The sequence below is a fragment of the Wukongibacter baidiensis genome, from assembly GCF_050888315.1.
GTDB lineage: Bacteria > Bacillota > Clostridia > Peptostreptococcales > Caminicellaceae > Wukongibacter > Wukongibacter baidiensis.
Window position 1 is genome coordinate 4,941,703 of sequence record NZ_CP138202.1, and the last position, 21,382, is coordinate 4,963,084.

The 21,382-nt window shown below is 35.1% G+C and carries 17 protein-coding genes; all 17 read left to right on the plus strand.

Annotated elements, in window-relative coordinates:
• Positions 1–57: 57 nt before the first annotated feature.
• The 17 genes from madL to R9X47_RS22415 all read left to right on the plus strand — a co-directional run bounded on the left by madL (position 58) and on the right by R9X47_RS22415 (position 20,329).
• Positions 58–432, plus strand: a complete 375-nt coding sequence (gene madL / locus R9X47_RS22335) for a malonate transporter subunit MadL (protein WP_432663293.1) — start codon at positions 58–60, stop codon at positions 430–432.
• A 17-nt stretch (positions 433–449) separates the two neighbouring features.
• Positions 450–1,214: a malonate transporter subunit MadM gene (gene madM, locus R9X47_RS22340; protein WP_432663294.1), complete on the plus strand. Its 765-nt coding sequence runs from the start codon at positions 450–452 to the stop codon at positions 1,212–1,214.
• Between the two features lie 308 nt (positions 1,215–1,522).
• The gene (locus R9X47_RS22345) at positions 1,523–3,070 is read left to right on the plus strand and encodes an acyl-CoA carboxylase subunit beta (RefSeq protein ID WP_432663295.1); all 1,548 of its coding nucleotides are present in this window, start codon (positions 1,523–1,525) and stop codon (positions 3,068–3,070) included.
• Between the two features lie 47 nt (positions 3,071–3,117).
• Positions 3,118–3,477 carry an OadG family protein gene (locus R9X47_RS22350; protein ID WP_432663296.1) on the plus strand — a complete coding sequence of 120 codons (360 nt, stop codon included), beginning with the start codon at positions 3,118–3,120 and terminating at the stop codon, positions 3,475–3,477.
• Between the two features lie 32 nt (positions 3,478–3,509).
• The gene (locus R9X47_RS22355) at positions 3,510–3,911 is read left to right on the plus strand and encodes a biotin/lipoyl-containing protein (RefSeq protein WP_432663297.1); all 402 of its coding nucleotides are present in this window, start codon (positions 3,510–3,512) and stop codon (positions 3,909–3,911) included.
• A 51-nt stretch (positions 3,912–3,962) separates the two neighbouring features.
• Complete coding sequence (locus R9X47_RS22360) at positions 3,963–5,126, plus strand: sodium ion-translocating decarboxylase subunit beta (protein WP_432663298.1); 1,164 nt, start codon at positions 3,963–3,965, stop codon at positions 5,124–5,126.
• A 144-nt stretch (positions 5,127–5,270) separates the two neighbouring features.
• A complete protein-coding gene (locus tag R9X47_RS22365) occupies positions 5,271–6,374 on the plus strand; it encodes an ABC transporter ATP-binding protein (RefSeq protein WP_432663299.1) in 1,104 nt (367 codons plus the stop codon).
• 403 nt (positions 6,375–6,777) lie between these two features.
• Positions 6,778–7,635, plus strand: coding sequence for a class II fructose-1,6-bisphosphate aldolase (locus tag R9X47_RS22370; protein WP_432663300.1), 858 nt, complete (start codon positions 6,778–6,780; stop codon positions 7,633–7,635).
• 68 nt (positions 7,636–7,703) lie between these two features.
• Positions 7,704–8,744 (plus strand): PucR family transcriptional regulator, encoded by a 1,041-nt coding sequence (locus tag R9X47_RS22375; protein ID WP_432663301.1) that lies wholly within the window; start codon positions 7,704–7,706, stop codon positions 8,742–8,744.
• 362 nt (positions 8,745–9,106) lie between these two features.
• A complete protein-coding gene (locus R9X47_RS22380) occupies positions 9,107–10,285 on the plus strand; it encodes an acetyl-CoA C-acetyltransferase (protein WP_432663302.1) in 1,179 nt (392 codons plus the stop codon).
• Positions 10,286–10,555: 270 nt separating this feature from the next.
• Entirely contained in the window at positions 10,556–11,914 is a 1,359-nt protein-coding gene (locus R9X47_RS22385) for a sigma-54 interaction domain-containing protein (protein ID WP_432663303.1), read from the plus strand.
• A gap of 668 nt (positions 11,915–12,582) precedes the next feature.
• Positions 12,583–13,776 carry a CaiB/BaiF CoA transferase family protein gene (locus R9X47_RS22390; protein ID WP_432663304.1) on the plus strand — a complete coding sequence of 398 codons (1,194 nt, stop codon included), beginning with the start codon at positions 12,583–12,585 and terminating at the stop codon, positions 13,774–13,776.
• A gap of 26 nt (positions 13,777–13,802) precedes the next feature.
• Positions 13,803–14,987: a CaiB/BaiF CoA transferase family protein gene (locus R9X47_RS22395; protein ID WP_432663305.1), complete on the plus strand. Its 1,185-nt coding sequence runs from the start codon at positions 13,803–13,805 to the stop codon at positions 14,985–14,987.
• A 312-nt stretch (positions 14,988–15,299) separates the two neighbouring features.
• Complete coding sequence (locus R9X47_RS22400; protein WP_432663306.1) at positions 15,300–16,931, plus strand: BCCT family transporter; 1,632 nt, start codon at positions 15,300–15,302, stop codon at positions 16,929–16,931.
• A gap of 415 nt (positions 16,932–17,346) precedes the next feature.
• Complete coding sequence (locus tag R9X47_RS22405; protein ID WP_432663307.1) at positions 17,347–18,486, plus strand: acyl-CoA dehydrogenase; 1,140 nt, start codon at positions 17,347–17,349, stop codon at positions 18,484–18,486.
• Between the two features lie 29 nt (positions 18,487–18,515).
• Positions 18,516–19,295, plus strand: coding sequence for an electron transfer flavoprotein subunit beta (locus R9X47_RS22410; RefSeq protein ID WP_432663308.1), 780 nt, complete (start codon positions 18,516–18,518; stop codon positions 19,293–19,295).
• Positions 19,296–19,315: 20 nt separating this feature from the next.
• The gene (locus R9X47_RS22415) at positions 19,316–20,329 is read left to right on the plus strand and encodes an electron transfer flavoprotein subunit alpha/FixB family protein (RefSeq protein ID WP_432663309.1); all 1,014 of its coding nucleotides are present in this window, start codon (positions 19,316–19,318) and stop codon (positions 20,327–20,329) included.
• Positions 20,330–21,382: the final 1,053 nt, after the last annotated feature.

The window sequence follows — 21,382 nt, forward strand, 5'->3', positions numbered from 1 at the left end:
GATAATGATAAGTGATTAAGATAGTAAAATATTAAGAAGCTAAAGGGAGGTAAAACTATGGAAATATACGGATTGGGTATAGTTGCTTTATGCATGTTCACAGGGTCCTTTCTAGGGTACTCATTCGGAAATTTACTAGGAGTTAGTGGTAATGTTGGTGGTGTCGGAATTGCTATGTTATTCTTAGTTCTTATAAGTAATCATTATGAATCAAAAGGAAAAGCTTTTCATGAGAGAACACAAAAAGGGATTACATTTCTTAGTACCCTTTATATTCCTATTGTAGTGGCTATGGCAGCTAGACAAAATGTAGTTGCAGCTTTTCAAGGAGGAATAGTTGCATTTGCAGCCGGTGGAGTTGCAACTATAGGCGCAATGTTTTTAGTGCCTTTGATTTCTAAATTGTCTAGAGAAGGCAATGCTACAAAATAGATAAGGAGGGATTAAGAATGGTTATGGATATAATAGTTAAGTTGTTTTCAAAATATGCTTTAGTTGGTGCATTTGGAGTAGTAGCTTTAATAATGCTTGTTTCATACAGCTTAGCAGCAGCTATTGGACAAAGAAGAATGGGCTCAGCTATTGCTATAGTAGTGGGACTAGTCCTAGCATTTATTTCAGGAAAATATACAGGCGGAACAAAGGGGTTATCGGATATAGGGATATTCTCAGGAATAGGCCTTTTAGGTGGCAGTATGCTAAGGGATTACGCTATCATATCTACAGCCTTTGGTGTTAAAATCGAGAATCTAAAAAAAGCTGGCTTACCTGGAATTGTTTCCTTGTTAATAGGAGTTAGCTTTTCCTTTATAGTAGGCTCATTAATAGCCTTTTCTCTAGGTTACAAAGATCCTATTGAAATAGCAACTATTGGAGCAGGTGCAATAACATTTATTGTAGGTCCTGTAACAGGAACTGCTCTAGGAGCAAGTTCCGATATAATTGCCCTTTCTATAGCTGCAGGTGTTGTTAAATCAGTATTAACTATGATCATAACTCCTTTAATTGCAAAGAAGATAAAGCTTGACAATCCTACGGCTGCAATGGTTTATGGTGGACTTATAGGTACTACTAGTGGAGTTGCAGGAGGTCTAGCATCAACTGATCCAAAGTTGGTTCCTTATGGAGCTATGACAGCAACATTCTTTACGGGTCTAGGCAGTCTATTAGCTCCATCAATTGGATTTTTAGTTATAAGAGCAATATTTGGTTAAAAAAAGGGATGCCTCAGAATGGCAAATTTTTGCGTTATTTGAAATGTTCATCGATTTGGCACGTACTTTAGTACTAGCCAAACCGCTGAAATTTCAAAACCTTGAACTTCACTCATTCTGAAACATCCCGGTGCTAGACTCATAAGATAACTTTATGAGACAGCCCCTTAAATTAATAGCAGTTATATGAGAGTGTCTCAGAATAATAAAATTATGTATTATTTGAAATTCATTATGAAACATCCCGGGGCTGAACTCATAGAGTGATTTTATGAGACAGCCTCATTATAGTGATAGGAGGTAGGAACATGTCCGTAGATAAATTGAATGAATTACGTAAACGCCGTCAAAAGGTAGTGGAAGGTGGAGGTAAAAAAAGAATTGAAGCTCAACATAAGAAGGGAAAATTAACAGCTAGGGAAAGAATAAGTCTTCTATTTGATGAAGGTAGCTTTGTTGAGCTAGATGCCTTTGTAACTCATAGATGTACAAACTTCGGTATGGAAAAAGTGCAGACACAAGGAGAAGGTGTAGTAACAGGCTATGGTATGGTAGATGGCAGAGTAGTTTATGCCTTTGCACAGGACTTTACGGTAATAGGTGGCTCTCTGGGAGAGATGCATGCAGCGAAAATTTGTAAAGTCTTAGACAATGCATTAAAGGTAGGAGCACCAGTTGTTGGAATTAATGATTCCGGTGGAGCAAGAATACAAGAAGGGATAGACTCCTTATCAGGATTTGGAGATATATTCTACAGAAATACAATTGCTTCAGGAGTAATTCCGCAGATTACAGCGATAATGGGACCATGTGCAGGAGGAGCAGTATATTCTCCAGCCATAATGGATTTTACCTACATGGTAGATAAGACAAGTCAAATGTTCATAACAGGTCCTCAAGTTATTAAGACCGTTACGGGGGAAGAAGTATCTGCAGAAGCACTAGGTGGAGCTATGACTCATAACAGTAGAAGTGGTGTAGCCCATTTTGTAGCATCAGATGATGAAGACTGTATAGCTCAGATTAGAAGACTACTTAGTTTTTTACCATCAAATAATATGGAAACAGCTCCAACTTTTGAAATTGGTGATGATATAAATAAGATTATCCAAGAGTTTGACACAATCATTCCGGATAGTCCAAACAAACCATATGATGTGAAGGATATTATTTCATTAATAGTTGATGATGGAGATTATTATGAATATCAGCAGTATTTTGCTCAAAACATAGTTACTTGTTTTGCAAGGATAAATGGAAGTACAGTAGGAATTATAGCCAATCAGCCTAAGGTATTGGCAGGATGTCTTGACATAAATGCTTCGGACAAGTCAGCAAGATTCATAAGAACCTGTGATGCTTTTAATATACCACTGCTTAACATAGTAGATGTACCGGGCTTCTTACCAGGAAGTAATCAAGAGCATGGTGGAATCATAAGACACGGTGCCAAAATGCTCTTTGCATACAGTGAAGCAACAGTACCAAAGGTAACTCTAATAGTTAGAAAAGCATATGGTGGTGCATATATAGGAATGTGTAGTAAGCATCTTAAGGCAGATGTGGTGTTAGCATGGCCATCGGCGGAAATAGCAGTTATGGGACCAGAGGGAGCTGCAAATATTATCTTTAGAAAAGATATAGCAGACTCAGATGATCCAATAGGAACTAGACAAAGGAAGATAGAAGAATATAAAAAGGAGTTTGCAACTCCATATAAAGCAGCAGAAAGAGGATATGTTGACGATATAATTGAACCAAATGCCACAAGACCAAGACTCGTTGATGCATTTAATATGTTAGATTCTAAGAGAGAAACAAGACCAGCTAAGAAGCACGGAAATATTCCACTATAAATCATACAGACAGACTCTAAAGTAATATAGGAAAAGAGGTGGGAAGATTGTTTGGTGAAAGTATTACTTTTGCAGACGGATTACTTATCACAGCCCTAGGTATGGGAGTAACCTTTGCTGCACTAATAGCATTATCCTTTATGTTGGACTTAATGAAGGTGTTATTCTATAAAGAACCAAAAAAAGCTCCTGTTAAGGTTGAGCCTAGACCTAAGGCAGCTCCAGAGAGCCCGGCACCAGCAAAAGAAGATGATGAAGAGCTTGTAGCAGTAATTACAGCAGCGGTAGCTGCAAGTTTAAATACATCTACCCACAATATAGTTGTAAGGAATATTGTGAGGTTACCGGACAGGGCTCCAGCATGGGGTAGAGCAGGTAGAATTGATCAAATGAATAAAATGTTATAGAAAATCCCATATGAGCAGAAGGAGGAACAATTATGAGAAAATTTAATATAACTGTGAATGGTAAGGCATATGAAGTAGAAGTAGAGGAAGTAGGAGGAGTACAATCGGCTCCAGTATCAAGACCAGCAGCAGCTCCTAGAGCAGCAGCACCAGCGGCTGCACCAAAGCCAGCTGCACCAGCACCAAAGCCAGCGGCTGCGCCAGCACCGGCACCGGCAGGAGGAAACACTATAACAGCGCCAATGCCAGGAACAGTACTTGACATAAAGGTAAATGTAGGAGATACAGTTTCAAATGGTGATGTACTGCTTATATTAGAAGCTATGAAAATGGAAAATGAGATAATGGCACCGGCAGGTGGGAAGGTAGTATCAGTAAACGCTACTAAGGGAGCATCCGTAAATGCAGGAGATGTTTTAATAGTAATAGGATAGTATACAATATAGGATTAAAAGTCTAACGACGAAAGTGAGGGAGAATACAGGATGTTTTTAGAACTGATTAACAACTTTTTCGCAAGTACAGGATACGTTGCTTTAACATGGCAATCTCTTGTTATGTTAGGTATAGCTTGTGTACTACTTTACTTAGCTATAGTAAAGCAATATGAACCTTTACTATTGCTCCCTATTGCCTTTGGAATGCTCCTTGCTAATATCCCATTAGCAGGACTAATGGATTATCCAGTTTACGAAGTAGGAAAAGATGGATTACCCCACTTAAAACAGCTAGGTGGTTTATTATATTATCTATATCAAGGGGTAAAGCTTGGAATATATCCTCCACTTATCTTCATGGGTGTAGGAGCAATGACGGATTTCGGACCACTAATAGCAAACCCAAGAAGTTTACTTTTAGGAGCGGCAGCACAGTTTGGTATATTTACAACATTCTTAGGAGCCGTTGCATTAGGATTTACAGGACCAGAGGCAGCATCAATAGGTATAATAGGTGGAGCAGATGGACCAACAGCAATATTTCTAACATCTAAACTTGCACCACATCTACTAGGACCTATAGCAGTAGCGGCATATTCATATATGGCACTAGTACCAATAATCCAGCCACCAATTATGAAGGCCCTTACAACAAAGGAAGAAAGACAAATAAAGATGGAGCAATTAAGAGTCGTTACAAAAACAGAGAAAATTATATTTCCAATAGCAGTTACGTTGCTTGGAGCTCTATTACTGCCATCAGCAACAGGATTATTAGGAATGCTAATGCTAGGTAACCTATTTAGAGAATCAGGAGTAGTAGATAGAATACTTAAAACAGCACAAAACGAATTAATAAACATAGTAACAATATTCCTAGGAATAACAGTTGGAGCAACAGCAAGTGCGGATAAATTCCTTAAGGTACAAACCTTAATGATAATAGGACTTGGATTATTAGCCTTCTGTGTAGGAACAGCAACAGGAACATTATTCGGTAGACTAATGTGTAAATTAACAGGAGGAAAGGTTAATCCACTAATTGGTTCAGCAGGAGTATCGGCAGTACCAATGGCGGCAAGGGTATCACAAGTAGTAGGACAAAAAGAAAACCCATCAAACTTCCTACTGATGCATGCAATGGGACCCAATGTTGCAGGAGTTATAGGCTCGGCTATTGCTGCTGGGGTACTGTTATCACTATTTGGTTAAAAAACAGGCGTGTGCCTGTTTTTTTATTGCCCTTTGTATAGTTTGTACATTTGAGATTATTATCTTTGGAACTTTTGTCAATATATTAGTTTTAGATATTATAGTAGAATAAAAATATAAATTACTAAGAGGGGGAAATATGTAATGGCAGGATTAAGTTTAAGTAAAATAAACAAGGTTTATCCAAACGGTTTTCATGCTGTTAAGGATTTTAATTTGGAAATAGAAGATAAGGAATTTGTTATATTTGTTGGGCCGTCTGGATGTGGAAAATCTACTACATTAAGAATGATAGCTGGACTAGAAGAAATATCATCGGGAGAGCTGTATATTGGAGAAAATATAGTTAATGATGTTGCTCCAAAGGATAGAGATATAGCTATGGTATTCCAAAACTATGCATTATATCCTCATATGACTGTATATGATAATATGGCATTTGGATTAAAAATGAGAAAAGTACCAAAGGCAGAAATAAAAACTAGAGTAGAAGAAGCGGCTAAGGTATTAGGTATAGAAGATTTGCTAAAGAGAAAGCCAAAACAGCTTTCCGGTGGTCAAAGACAGAGGGTTGCCCTAGGAAGAGCAATAGTAAGGGAGCCAAAGGTATTCTTAATGGATGAGCCACTATCAAACTTAGATGCTAAGCTAAGAGTGCAAATGAGAGCTGAACTTAGCAAACTTCATCAAAAGCTTCAAACGACAATCATTTATGTAACCCATGACCAGACAGAGGCCATGACAATGGGTACAAGAATAGTTGTTATGAAGGATGGAATAGTTCAACAGGTAGCAGATCCTCAAACAATATATAACCAACCATCAAATATGTTCGTTGCAGGGTTTATTGGAAGTCCTCAAATGAACTTCTTACATGGAGACCTTTATGAAGAAGGTGGGGAAGTATACTTCAAGTTTAATAAAAATTCAGTAAAGATACCTAAAGACAAAGCCGAAATTCTACGCCAACAGGGTGAAGTAGGTAAAGAAGTAATATTAGGAGTAAGACCAGAAGATATAAAAAATGAATCTACTAAAGCTTCGGAAACTGGAGCTATAAACTCGCAGGTTGAGGTAAAAGAGCAATTAGGATCTGAAACATATCTATATCTTGAGATTGATGCTAATAAACTTATAGCTAGGGTTAAGCCTACATTCAATCCTAATATTGGAGATACTGTAGAATTATACTTTGATATGGACAAAATCCACATTTTCGATAAGACTACTGAAAAAGCTATATTTTAATAGAGTGTTTAAAAGGGGATGTCTCAGAATGGCGAATTTCTGCGTTATTTGAAATGTTCACCGACTTGGCACGTACGTTAGTACTAGCCAAACCGTTGAAATTTCAAAACCTTGAACTTCACTCATTCTGAAACATCCCGGGGCTGTGCTCATGAGAAACCTTTATGAGACAGCCCCTTTATAAATATTTTAACTAAAGCTTGATATAAAAGAGTAAAAGGGTTATAATATAAATTGAAAAAAATGATTTTGATTTCTTTGATGGGACACATGTAGTCCATGCGGGTTAAAGTTATAACAAATTTGTCCCAGTCAAATCTCTGCACCGGTTAAAATAAAGTTTCTATAATAATATATAAAATAAAGTTTTATAATATAACATATGAATGAAGGAGGAAATACAATGTTAGTATCAGGAAAACAAATACTTGATCATGCACACGAAAATGGATATGCAGTTGGAGCATTTAATGTAAACAATATGGAACAGGTTCATGCAATAATTGAAGCTGCTGAGGAAACAAAGTCACCTGTAATAATCCAGGCGAGTCAAGGTGGACTAAAGTATGCTGGAGTAGAGTACATAGCAGCAATGGTTAAGGTAGCAGCTAAAAACGCTTCTGTACCAGTAGCACTTCATCTTGATCATGGTACTGATTTTAAGCAAATAATGCTATGTTTAAGAAATGGATTTACTTCTGTAATGATAGATGCTTCACACTATGAGTTAGAAGAGAATATTAGAAAAACAAAGCAAGTTATAGATATGGCTCATGCCGTAGGAGTTTCAGTTGAAGCTGAGCTTGGTAAAATAGGCGGAGTAGAAGATGATATAGCTGTTGATGAGAAGGATGCAACATACACTGATCCAGATGAAGCAGAAAGATTTGTGAAGGAGACAGGTGTAGATTCCTTAGCCATAGCTGTTGGAACAGCCCATGGACCATACAAGGGTGAGCCTAAACTTGATTTTGACAGAATAAAGGTTATTAAAGAAAGACTTAATATGCCAATAGTTTTACATGGATCTTCAGGAGTACCTGAGGAAAGTATAAAGAAAGCAGTTAGCCTTGGTATAAACAAGATAAACATAGATACAGATATCAGAATGGCCTTCCATAAGGCAGTGAAAGAGTTTGTAAAAGAGAATCCAGATGTATATGATCCAAGAAAGATAGTAGGACCAGCTAGAAAAGCAATGAAGGAAGTAATTGCAGAGAAAATGAATATGTTTGGTTCTGTAGGAAAAGCTTGGAGATAGATAATTAGAAATCAAGAAGAGGGTAGGTTTATTATCCTCTTCTTTTTTTAAAGGTAGGTGGCTTACTTATGGATATAAGGAAAATAAGGCATTTATTTGGAAAGTTTCAAAATATAATAAAAGATGAAATAAGTCTCATGGATGATAGAGGATATGTAATATACAGCTCGAATCTTGACAGAGTTGGAGAATATGATACATCTTTCAATTATGAGGAGACTAATAATGGAATTATATCAATAAATAATAAGCTATATTATTCAATTCATACTAACTATAGCAATAACTTAATAATTTCCATTGAGGGGAATAAACCTGAAAATAAAAGATTATTACAAGTAATTGCTCTATTTCTATCTGAAAACTTAAACAAACTGACAAAAGAAGACTTTATAAAAGCAATTATTCTAAAAGAACTTAGTGACGATGATATAAAGGAACTTAGTAGTAAGTTTGACTTGAAATTTGATTCTCAGACAAAGGCAATTGTAATTAAACTCTCAGAAGAAACTATAGATGAAGCCTATAGCGTAATAACAAACATGTATCCAGACGAAATTTTGATTAGATTAAGTAATAATACACTTACCTTTATAAAAATAATAAACAATAATAAAGATTACGATGATTTAGAGCAGAGTATTTATGATACGATTTTTTCTGAATTATTATATGAACCTAATATTGGCGTTGGGATTATTGCCCATAATCTAAGTGAGCTTTATGAGTCCTATGAAAAGGCAAATCTATTGATAAAATTAGGAAGTAAATTTGCTGAGGATACAAAGATATATCATTATAACGATTTGCTCTTGCCTATGCTGATTGATAATGTGGAAGAATCTAGATTGAAAGATATAATGAATTGTGCAAATAGCAACGTAGAAAGTATATTATTAGACAAGGAACTTTTTCTAACGGGAACAAAATTTCTGGAAAACAACCTCAATATAAGTGATACTGCTAGGAAACTCTATGTTCATCGTAATACACTAATTTATCGACTAAATAAGATTCAAAATATAACCGGACTAGATTTGAGAAATTTAAATGATGCAATAAAATTCAATATATTAATGCTGGGATTAAAATTCTTACAAAATGAGTAGAAAATATATTGATAAAATATAAAACCAAATATATAGAAAGAGATTCAATTTTATTTGAGTCTCTTTTTTTATGTAAAATCATCAGTTGTTTCGGAAGTAGAATGAAAATATCAAGTTTAGAAGACTTGTCTGAATCCCTTGAAAATATTCGAATAAGACCGGTTTTTCTCTTGTCAATTCTACTGACAAATGAACGGAAACTTTTTCACTACATAGTATCTTTTTTGATACTATAATACAAAAAAGTACATACTTGATTAAAAGTATTTTGCGATATATAATTCCCTTAAGATTAAAAAGTAACTAAAAATTATAAAGATAGAATAATAAAAATATATAAATAATTTATAGGGGGAATAAAAATGAGAGAAGCAGTAATTGTTAGTGCAGTTAGAACACCAATAGGAGCTTTTAATGGGAGTTTTAAATCTCTTTCAGCCGTTGATCTAGGAGCTGTAACGGCTAAGGAAGCTATTAAAAGAGCAGGTATTAAGCCTGAGATGATCGATGAAGCACTTATAGGTAATGTATTGCAAGCGGGACTTGGACAGAATGTAGCTAGACAAGTTGTTATTAGAGCTGGAATACCTGAAACAGTACCGGCGATATCAATAAATAAGGTATGTGGTTCTGGTCTTAGAACGGTAAGTATGGCTGCCCAGTTTATAATGCTGGGAGATGCCGATGTAATCCTAGCCGGAGGTACAGAAAGTATGACTAACTCTCCATATCTTTTAAATAAGGCTAGATGGGGACACAAAATGGGGCACGATAAAGTAATCGACTCAATGATAAATGATGGATTATGGGATGCCTTCAATGATTATCATATGGGGATTACAGCAGAAAATGTTGCTGAAAGATGGAATGTTACAAGAGAAGAACAAGACAAATTTGCATTAACTAGTCAGCAAAGAGCTGAAGAGGCTATAAATGCAGGAAAATTCAAGGAGGAAATTGTTCCAGTAGAAGTACCACAAAGGAAGGGTGATCCAATAGTAGTTGATACAGACGAATACCCTAAATTTGGATCAACAATAGAAAAGCTTGGGAAATTAAGACCTGCTTTTAAGAAGGATGGTACAGTAACTGCAGGAAATGCATCGGGGATAAACGATGGCGCTGCAATGTTTATAGTAATGGCTAAAGAAAAAGCAGAGGAATTAGGATTAGATATCTTAGTTACAATAAAATCCTATGCATCGGCTGCAATAGATCCAGCTATTATGGGTTACACACCAGTACCAGCATCAAGAAAAGCTCTAGAAAAGGCTGGTTTAGCTATAGAAGATATAGATTTAATTGAATGTAATGAAGCATTTGCAGCTCAATCTTTAGCAGTAGCAAAGGACTTAAACTTTGATATGGAAAAAGTAAATGTTAATGGTGGAGCAATTGCATTAGGACATCCTATTGGAGCATCGGGAGGAAGAATTTTAGTTACTTTAATTCATGAAATGGCAAAAAGAGATGCTAAAAAAGGATTAGCAACTCTTTGTATAGGTGGAGGTCAAGCCACTTCAATAATAGTAGAGAGATAGTAAGTACTATAAAAACAATATATAAAACTTCATTAAGAACTCAAGGGTTTATTCCATAAAATGAACCCTTGAGCTTTTTCATTTGATATAAAAAATAAGGGCATATATCAATTTAAACTTAACTGATTTGATAAATTGGCATAGTATTTGCATCTCTTGTTAATGAATATGTATAAATGTATAATGGAACTTATAGATAAAATATTAACAAACTAAGAAAATACATATACATAAGGTTAGAAAACATTTAATATTTGTTGGGGTGATTTGATGATAGATTATAGTGGCAAATTCGACTTAAGAACCCTTATTGACTTAATGGACAATATTTATGATGAGATCGTGATTTGGGACAACAACTATACTGTTTTATATGTAAACAACGCATGTTACAGACATTATGGACTGAGGCCTGAGGAGATAATTGGAAAGACCCTTGATGAGTTTATTGTTACAGAAAAATATTGGTCTCCTTCAAGCTTACCATATGTATATAGTGAAAAAAAATCTATTATTCAACATCAAAAAACATTATTAGGAATAGATGTTGTGACTATATCTGTACCCATCTTAGACGAGCAAAACAATGTGAAGTATGTTATTCAAAGCGTTAGAGATGAAGATGATTACTTATATAAAAAGCTTTCTCCTATGGAGGCTTCTGCCGACGATAAGTTTCATAGGAATAATTACATAATTCATAGAAGTGATAAAATGAAGAGAGTAATTAAATTCGCAAGAAAGATTGCTCCAGTTAAAGTGCCTTGTATGATTTTAGGGGAAACGGGAACTGGAAAGAGCCTTTTAGCAAGATATATTCATGAAGTAAGTGATAGAAAAGCGAAGCCCTTTATAAGTATTAATATGGCAAGTATTAATCCTACGCTTATTGAATCAGAAATCTTTGGGTATGAAAAAGGTGCCTTTACCGGAGCAAATAGAGAAGGTAAGAAAGGACTTTTTGAACTAGCTAATGGCGGAACCCTTTTCTTAGATGAAATTGGAGAGGTACCTATGGACCTTCAGGCAAAGTTTCTTCATGTTATACAGGAAGAAGAATTTATTCCTATTGGAGGAATTACCCCTATAAAGCTTGATGTAAGGATAATATGTGCTACTAATTGTGACTTGAAACATATGGTAGAAGTTAATAAGTTCAGAGAAGATTTATATCACAGGTTAAATGTATTTGAAATCACTATACCACCACTTAGAGAAAGAGAAGAAGATTTATACACTCTTATTTCACATTTTTTGAATGTTTTCAACAAAAAGTACTCTAAAAACTGTATTTTTTCTGAAAAATCCATGAGTTTATTAATGGCTTATCCATGGAAGGGCAATGTAAGAGAACTTTCCAATGTTGTTGAAAGAGGTATTCTTACAGCGGAGGAAAACCTTATCCTGGCTACTGATTTACCCGCCAGTTTTTTTAAGATTGACAACCTTAAATCTAACTGTGATAGTCATTTAGAAAACTTAAGCCTTTTAGAAGCAATAGAAGAGGTCAAAAGAAAGATGATTACCGATGCCTATAAAAAATATAAAACTACAAGAAGAGTTGCTGAGGCGTTAAGCACGAGTCAATCAAAGGCATGTAGGCTAATTAAGAAATATGTTAATGAATAATTTTTGATAGTATGTAAACGGGTTGTTGTGAAATAGTATTGATAAAGAAAAAATCTTATAAGGTGAGAATAAAGAGTTGTACTGTTAAGGAGTATATGTCTAAAGGGCATATGCTCCTTTTTGCATGCTGTTAAGCTGATTAACTCTTTTGTTACTAGACAATTCTGATATTAATAAAATTCTCTGTCTATAATATTTCTCTTTTTTCAAAATTTTTATCCAATTAAAATTGAAGTGTTGAAGCTGAGACTATTACTTGATTATAGCCTATATTAGGCTTGGATGTTTGTTAAAAATATATTGTTAACTTTGTTAAAAATCTATGTATTTTTTTATAAAAAAACGCATTATTTTTGATTTTCTATAGTTAAGCTCAAAAAATGAGTCATAAATGAAATCTTGAGTTAAGCTTGACTCAAAATAGCTATTGTGATTATATTTGCAATATTTGAACAGATTTTAAGATGGGTCATAGGCATAATTTTTCGAGTCAAGAGTAACTCAAAGAACTATATCATATGATAAAAATATAACGAAAATCTCGCTTTTTGTTGAATTTTTCACATGGCACGGTTATTGCTTTTAGAGTATACACGAGCTCAAGAAATAAATCGATATCGTACCACAATTAAAATTAAACTATTAATTCATAGAAAGGGGTATAAATTATGAGACCTTTAGAAGGAGTCAAAGTAGTAGATTTTACTCAAGCACACGCAGGAAGCTTAGCCACTATGATTTTAGCCGACTTTGGTGCGGAGGTAATTAAAATTGAAAGAGCAGGTGTTGGCGATTTAGCTAGATACTGGGCACCTATAAAAGATGGTAATAGTGCTTACTATGCTTATCTAAATAGAGGTAAAAAGAGTATTAGTATTGATGCAAGAAAAGAAGAGGGTAAAGAAATTATTAGAAAGCTTGTTGCAGAAGCTGATGTAGTATGTGAAAACTTTAAATACGGTAGTATGGACCGTATGGGACTAAGTTATGAAGAACTTAAAAAGATCAATCCTTCAATAATTTATGCATCATTAAATGGATTTGGACAAAATGGTCCATATAAAAAGGCTATAGGACTTGACTTACAATTACAAGCGATGAGTGGACTTATGGACAGAACAGGATTCCCTGATGGAGCGCCTACAAAGGTTGGTGCAGCTATGGGAGATCAATTCAGTGGTCATTATATGGCTATGGCGATTAACCTTGCTTTAATCCATAAGAAAAAGACTGGTGAAGGACAACAGATTGATATAGCAATCTTAGATTCACTATTCTCTATACTTGAGGCAGCTCCAGTTACACAATGCTTAAGGGGATCTGTACCGCCAAGAGTTGGTAACTCATATCCTTCAATCTCACCTTATGATACTTTAGAGACTAAAGACGGTTATGTTTCTGTTGGTATATCTACGGACAGACAATGGCAAAAGTTCTGTAAGGCTCTTAATCTAGAACACCTTGCAAATGACCCTAGATATGTAAACAATGAAAGTAGAGGAGAGCACTACGAAACTGGTTTAAAGCAAGCTTTAGAAGAGGTTACAAGAGAAATGTCTAAGTTTGATATAGAGAGAATCTTAAGAGAGGCTAGACTTGCTTGTGGTGCTGTTTATACAGTTGAAGAAGCTATGAGATCTGAAAATGTTGCTGCTAGAAAAATGCTTGTAGATGTTGAAGACAAGGCACTAGGAAAAGTAACTATGCCAGGTATTGTTATTAACTTAGAAGGTACTCCTGGAGAAATTTCTCATGGAGCCCCGCTTTTAGGTGAACATACAGATTCATATCTTACTCAGTTAGGATATACAATGGATGAAATTGCAGCGTTATCTGATCAAAAAGTAGTTGAAAGAGCCTAAATTGTAGAAGGAAAGGGGAGTTAAATATGAAAGTATTAGAAGGAGTAAAAGTAGTTGACTTTACGCAAGCTTATAGTGGTCCGTTCTGTACTATGCAACTTGCTGACTTTGGTGCAGAGGTAATTAAGATAGAGAGAAGAGGTATAGGAGACCAATCACGTGAGTGGACACCTATTGAAAATGGACATAGTGGTTACTATTCAGCAATTAATAGAAATAAAAAAGGACTTTCTCTTGATATAGCTACTCCTGAAGGTCGGGAAATCGTTTTAGGCCTTATTAAAGAGGCTGATGTGGTTGTTGAAAACTTTAAAGTAGGAACTCTTGATAAACTTGGTCTTGGTTATGAGGAAATGAAGAAAGCTAACCCTGAGATTATTTATGCATCTATTTCAGGATTTGGTGAAACTGGACCATTAAAAAGTTTAGCAGCATATGATAATGTTGTGCAAGCTATGACTGGAATCATGGAAATGACAGGTTTCGTAGATGGTATACCTACTAAGGTTGGCCCTGCTATCGGAGATAACTTTACTGGACTTACAATGTCATTAGCTATTACAATGGCATACTTAAACAAGCTGAACACAGGTAAAGGACAAAAAATCGATGTAGCTATGTATGATGCTATATTTGCTATTCTTGAAAGTCCAATCCTTTTTGATACAGTATTAGGCGAAAAATCAACGAGAACTGGTAATGCTGATCCGGCTACACTTGTTCCTTATGATGTATATGAATGTCAAGATGGATACTTCTCAGCTGGTATTGCAAGTGATTCAGGATGGCCTAAGTTCTGTGAAACAATTGGAATGCCTGAGCTTATTGAAGATCCTAGATTCGTTGATAATGACTTAAGATGTAAGAACTATGAAGAGTTTACTGCGATTGTTTCTGAGTACTTTAAGGCTAAGACAAAGATTGAATTAGCTGACACTTTTGTTGCAGCAGGTGTACCTAGTGCTCCAGTTTTAACTGTTCCAGAGATCATGGAACATCCTCAAATTGTTGCTAGAGATATGATGATTGAATTAGAAGACCCAGGTATTGGGAAACATCTTGCTATTGGTAATCCTATGAAATTAAGCAAGACTCCTGCTGTTATACAAAAAGCTGCGCCTTTAATGGGTGAAGATACAGATGAGATACTTAGGGGAATCGGATATAGTGATGCAGAAATCAAGAGTTTATATGAAAATGAAATAGTGTAATTAAGTTTGTACGGATGTAGAATTTGATTATATATTCTATGTTGTATAGCAATAGTGATCTGTATAGTATACCACCTTTTGGTAAGACTGTGTTTTACATAGCTATATCAAAAGGTGGGATAGTTTAATGAAAATATTGGCCGGGTAATAACTTTTCAATTCTGTGTAATTTTAGAATTTAACGCTATTTTTAAAAGGATTTATTTCTGAATTATAAATAATAGGGGATAAACATAAAATCTGAAATTATATTTATAGAACAAATTCCTGAGGGTGAAAAATTGATTTATCAAAAATATAGGGGGAATTAATGTGGTGAAAAAGAACGAAAGTACATCTACATCAGCACTGCACGAGAGATATGAAGTTGTCCTCATGGCTTTAAGTATCTTAGTTATTGTTGGCGTAGTTGCAGGTTTAACTCTTTATCCTGAACAAGGTAAAGTGGTTGCAAATAGTATTCTTAGTATGCTGACCAATACATTTGGTTCGCCTATGCAATTATTTACAGTATTGGTTCTTGCCTTTTTAGTATGTATATCTTTATCTAAGTATGGGGATATTCGACTTGGAAATTCTAAGCCTCAATATTCTACACTTAGTTGGGTAGCAATGATGTTTTTCTGCGGAAATGGTGCTGGAACAGTATATTGGGCCTTCTTAGAATGGGGATACCATTTTAACGCTGCGCCGCAATTGAATGGTGTGCCGATTAGTGAGGCTATGAACTATGAGCTAGCTATGGCCTATACTTTCTTTGACTGGGGTCCATCAGCTTGGGCGTTATTATGTGTATTTGTTTTACCATTTGCTTATCATTACTATATTAAGGAAGATAGCGAATTACGTTTCAGTATTCTTTGTAAATATGCCATGGGTGAAAAAGCCGTTCGTGGTTTATTTGGTAAAGTGGTTGACTTCATATTCATCTTTGCAGCTGTTGGTTCTATAAGTATCACAGCAGGAAGTTCTGCTTCAACTATTTCAGCTGCTATAGCTGATTTAACAGGAATACCGCATACATTTACGTTAACAACTTCGGTTCTTATTGGTGTAGCATTACTGTACTCTGCAAGTTCCTTTGTGGGTATAGAAAAAGGTATGAGAAGAATTAGTGACTCTAACGTTTATCTTTGTATGACACTACTAGGTTTCATACTGATAGCTGGACCTACACAACAGATAATTGACTCTATGATTAACTCTCTTGGTATCTTAGCAGCGGAGTATCCTAGAATGAGTTTATGGACAGATCCAGTAGCAAGAACAGGATATCCACAAAACTGGACTGCTTTCTATCTAGTATATTGGCTTACATTTGGACCTTTCACTGGATTATTTGTAGCCAAAATTTCAAAGGGAAGAAAAATAAAAGAAGTTGTAGCAAACATGATAATAAGTGGATCTTTAGGTCTTATATTATTCTTTGGTATCATAGGTGGATATCAACAGTCATTAAGAATGAATGGCGTATTGGATATTCCTAAAATGTTGGCGACTGGAGAAGCACCATTAATCGCTACAGCTACAGTAAATTCCCTTCCACTTGCTAAAATAGTAATGCTTGTATACCTTTTTGTAATCGTATTATTCTTAGCAACAACTCTAGATGCGGCTTCATTTACATTGTCTTCAACGGTGTCTAAGAAGCTAAAAGCAACTGAGGAACCAAACAAGTTCTTAAAGTTGGTATGGTGTCTAGTATTAGTAGCACTACCTATTGCAATATCATTTATTGGAACGGATATTAATACGATTAAATCTATTGTACTCTCTACGGGACTACCTTTAGTAGCGATACTCATCATTATTTATGTTGGCTTCCTACGTGAGTTAGTTAAGGACTTTGGAAGGGTAAGCCGTGAAGAGATACAAAGAATGGGAGATTTAGGAGGAGATGCAGAAGTAACTCCTCAAGAAATATCAAAGGTAGAAGCATCTTAAGAAGAATCCCAAACCCCTCAGGTATCATAATTACATAGATAGGAAATTCAGCTGGAGTAAAGATTCCAGCTGAATTATATTTTGTCTTGAAATGGATAAATTTAACTTTAATATCGATAGTATCTTAAAGATACTATACTACTTATATGGAACTACAATTCTGTTCGGATACTACAATACAAAAACGGTACAATAAAACAAAAAAGTGCGTACTTGTAGATAAGAAAGAAATTGGTTAAAATTATATCAGAAAGAAAATTGAAAAAATTATAACAATGATGTCGACATTATTATAATGAATATTAGTTAATCTTTGTTAAGAACAGATTTTTTTAACAAAGATTGAATGAAGATTGAAAAATTTAGAATTAAGTAGATAAATCAAATTAAAATCTAATATTTAGGAGGTAAGTAAATGAACTTTGAATTGACCAAAGAGCAAAAGTTAGTAGTACAGGCGGTTAGAGAATTTGCAGAAACTGAAATAAAGCCTATAGCTGCAGAAGCTGACCAAACAGGGGTTTTCCCAATAGAGCAATATAAGAAGATGGGAACAATGGGACTTATAGGTTTACCTTACTCAACAGATTATGAAGGAGCAGGTGGAGATTATTTATCATATATCCTTGCCGTTGAAGAAATCTCAAAGGCCGATGGTTCTTTAGGAATATCTTATTCAGTACAAACATCACTTTGTATGGGTGCATTAAATGCTTTTGGTACAGAGGAACAAAAACAAAAGTATCTTCCAGACCTGTGTACAGGTAGAAAAGTTGGTTCTTTTGGATTGACTGAGCCAAATGCAGGGACAGATGCTTCAGGTGTTCAAACGATAGCTGTGAAAGATGGAGATCACTATGTACTTAACGGACAAAAATGTTTTATAACAAACAGTCCAATCGCGGATACATTTGTAATATTTGCTATGACAGATAGAAGCAAAGGTACTAGAGGAATTTCAGCATTTATAGTAGAAAAAGAATATGCTGGAATCTCAATAGGAAAAATCGAAGATAAGATGGGAATCAGATCTTCTCAAGTTGGAGAAGTTGTTCTAGAAGATTGTAGAGTACCAGCAGAAAACCTACTTGGTAAAGAAGGTAAGGGATTTGGTATAGCAATGAAGACTCTTGATGGAGGAAGAATTGGTGTAGCGGCTCAAGCCTTAGGAATTGCAGAAGGTGCTTTAGAAGAAACTATCACATACATGAAGGAAAGAAAGCAATTTGGAAAGCAACTTTACAAGTTCCAATACTTAGCTTTTAGAATGGCTGATTTAAAGGCGAGAATCGAGCAAGCAAGATATCTTGTATATAAGGCTGCTATGGATAAAAATGATGGAAAGCCATACGCAGTATCAGCAGCGCTGGCAAAAATGACTGCATCTGATTGTGCTATGTACGTAACAACAAACTGTGTACAAATGTTAGGTGGATATGGATTTATTAAGGAGTATCCAGTAGAAAGAATGATGAGAGATGCTAAGATAACTCAAATCTACGAAGGAACAAACGAAGTTCAAAGAATGATAATTTCAGGAGATATGTTCAGATAATATAAAACCATAATGAGGAGGGTTAAGTAATGAATATCGTTGTTTGTGTAAAACAAGTTCCAGATACAAATGAAGTTAAGATAGATCCAGTTAAAGGAACGCTTATAAGAAGTGGTGTTCCATCAATTATCAATCCAGATGATAAGAATGCTTTAGAAGAGGCTTTAAGATTAAAAGATGCCTTTGGAGCGAATGTTACTGTTATCACCATGGGACCTCCACAGGCAGAAGCTGTATTAAGAGAGTCAATTGCAATGGGTGCAGATGATGCAGTCCTAATTACTGATAGAGCTTTTGCAGGTGCAGACACATTAGCAACTTCACATGCATTAGCGGGAGCATTAAGAAAGATAGACCATGATATAGTATTTGCAGGAAGACAGGCGATAGATGGTGATACTGCTCAGGTTGGACCAGGAATCGCAGAGCACTTAGAATATCCTCAGGTTACTTATGTTGAAGAAGTAGCGGTTGGAGAAGATTCGCTAAAGGTAAGAAGAGCATTAGAGGACGGATATGAGATGTTAGAAATTAAAACACCTTGTCTTCTTACAGCAATTGATACATTAAATGAACCAAGATATATGAATATGAGAAATATATTCACTACATTCGAAAAGGAAATAAAGATTTGGAATGCAGAAGATATAGGTGTAGATAAATCACTTCTAGGTTTAAGTGGTTCCCCGACTAAGGTATTCAAATCTATGACTAAAGAACCAAAAGGTAAAGGTGAAGTAGTTGAACTATCACCAAAGGAAGCAGCAGCTGTTGCAGTTTCAAAATTAAAGGAGAAGCACTACATTTAATAGACTAGGAGGGATAAAGGATGAATTTAGCTGATTACAAAGGCGTTTGGGTTTTTGCTGAGCAAAGAGATGGAGAAGTACAAAAAGTTGCATTTGAATTATTAGGAAACGGAAGAGAAATAGCAGATAAGCTAGGAGTAGAACTAACAGCAGTTCTTTTAGGAGATAAAATAGAGAATCAAGCAAAGGAATTATTAGCTCATGGAGCTGATAAGGTTATATATATAGAAGATGAGAAGTTGGCAAGATATTCAACTGAAGCATATACGAAAGAAATATGCGATATAATCAATGAAAGAAAGCCAGAGATTGTATATATCGGAGCAACATATATAGGTAGAGATTTAGGACCAAGAGTAGCAGCAAGAATTGCGACAGGTTTAACTGCAGATTGTACGGCACTAGATATTCAAGAAGGAACTGGTCACTTATTAATGACAAGACCTGCATTTGGTGGAAACCTAATGGCAACAATCATTTGTACAGATCACAGACCACAAATGTCAACTGTAAGACCAGGTGTATTTGATAGATTAGAGAGAGACGAAGCAAGAATAGATGAAGCAAAAATTGAAAAATTATCTGCTAGCTTAACAGAAGCAGAGATGAGAGTTAAGTTATTAGAAGTTGTAAAAGAACTTAAACAAGTAGTTGATATTAGTGAAGCAGAAGTATTAGTTTCTGGTGGTAGAGGAATGGGTAGTAAGGAAAACTTTACAATCCTTCAAGAACTTGCTGATGCATTAGGTGGTACAGTAGCAGGTTCAAGAGCAGCTATAGACAACGGATGGATAGACCATGCACTACAAGTAGGGCAAACTGGAAAAACAGTAAGACCTAGAATATATGTTGCTTGCGGTATTTCAGGCGCAATTCAGCATTTAGCAGGTATGCAGGATAGTGACTTCATCATAGCTGTAAATAAAGATTCAGGAGCTCCGATTATGCAAGTTGCAGATCTAGGATTAGTTGGAGACCTAAACAAAATAGTTCCGGAGTTAACAGCTCAAGTTAAGGCTATGAACATAGCTTAGTAATAATCTTGGATATTAGATATAAAATGTTTCTTAGATTGAGATAAGCAGACCTAATTAGATATAAATTACTTTAATAAATTTTAGATGGAACAGCTGACCTGATTCAGGCAGCTGACTCCGATAAATGAGTATATGACGGCTTAGATTTAGATTGTGAGATCAAATGCTAGCCTATAAAAATGATTTAAATTAGATTCGGTAAGTGAAAGGATAGAAACTACAATAAAAATTTTATATTCGGAATCCTTCAAACAACTGCTGTATAAAATTAAAATGTAGTTTTATAAATCCATTCTATAAATAGACTTGTGAACTTATAGGTTTTACTTTAAAGCTTTTTTGCAATGTCCCTTGTAAATAGTTTTTACCCCAATAAAAATAGTATGTAAGGCGGAGAAAAGCTTTGCGAAGTAGAATTAATAAAGTAGATGTCTATAATGATGATAGCGTTAACGTTGTTATGAACTAGCTTACCGAATTTAGTTTATAATAAATTATAGAAATAAACTATAAATCCACTCCATTTTGATCCCCAGAGTAGCTTTGAAATATTGGTTATTCATAAAATCAAGATGTGGATTTATAAGAGGATTCTATATGAATTAAGAAAAGTGAGATGTTAAAAAAATTAGTACGCCTTTTTAGATTAAAGGCGGGGGTTGGGAAGAAACTTAACATAGAAACGGAATAGCAATCATTATGGGGCGTATTCATAAAATCGTCTCTTGGGTTCAGCCCTGGGGTGTTTCAGAGTGAAGGACATTCAAGGTTTTGAAAATTCAATGGTTTGGTTGGCACTGACGTAGGAGCCAAAGCCTTGAAATTTCAAATAACCTAGAAATTCTTTATTGGGAGACACCCCCATGTATATTTTGTAGAGAAGTTATATGTGTAGTTCTATTAATATACTTTCTGACTTGATTACACCCTATGAGAATGTTATTATACAGATAAAATAAATTTAAGGAATCAAGGAAGTGACAAAAATTCTTGGTCACTTCTTTAGATTCATTGAATACATTAATAAATCTACATTTTGATTTTCTGAAT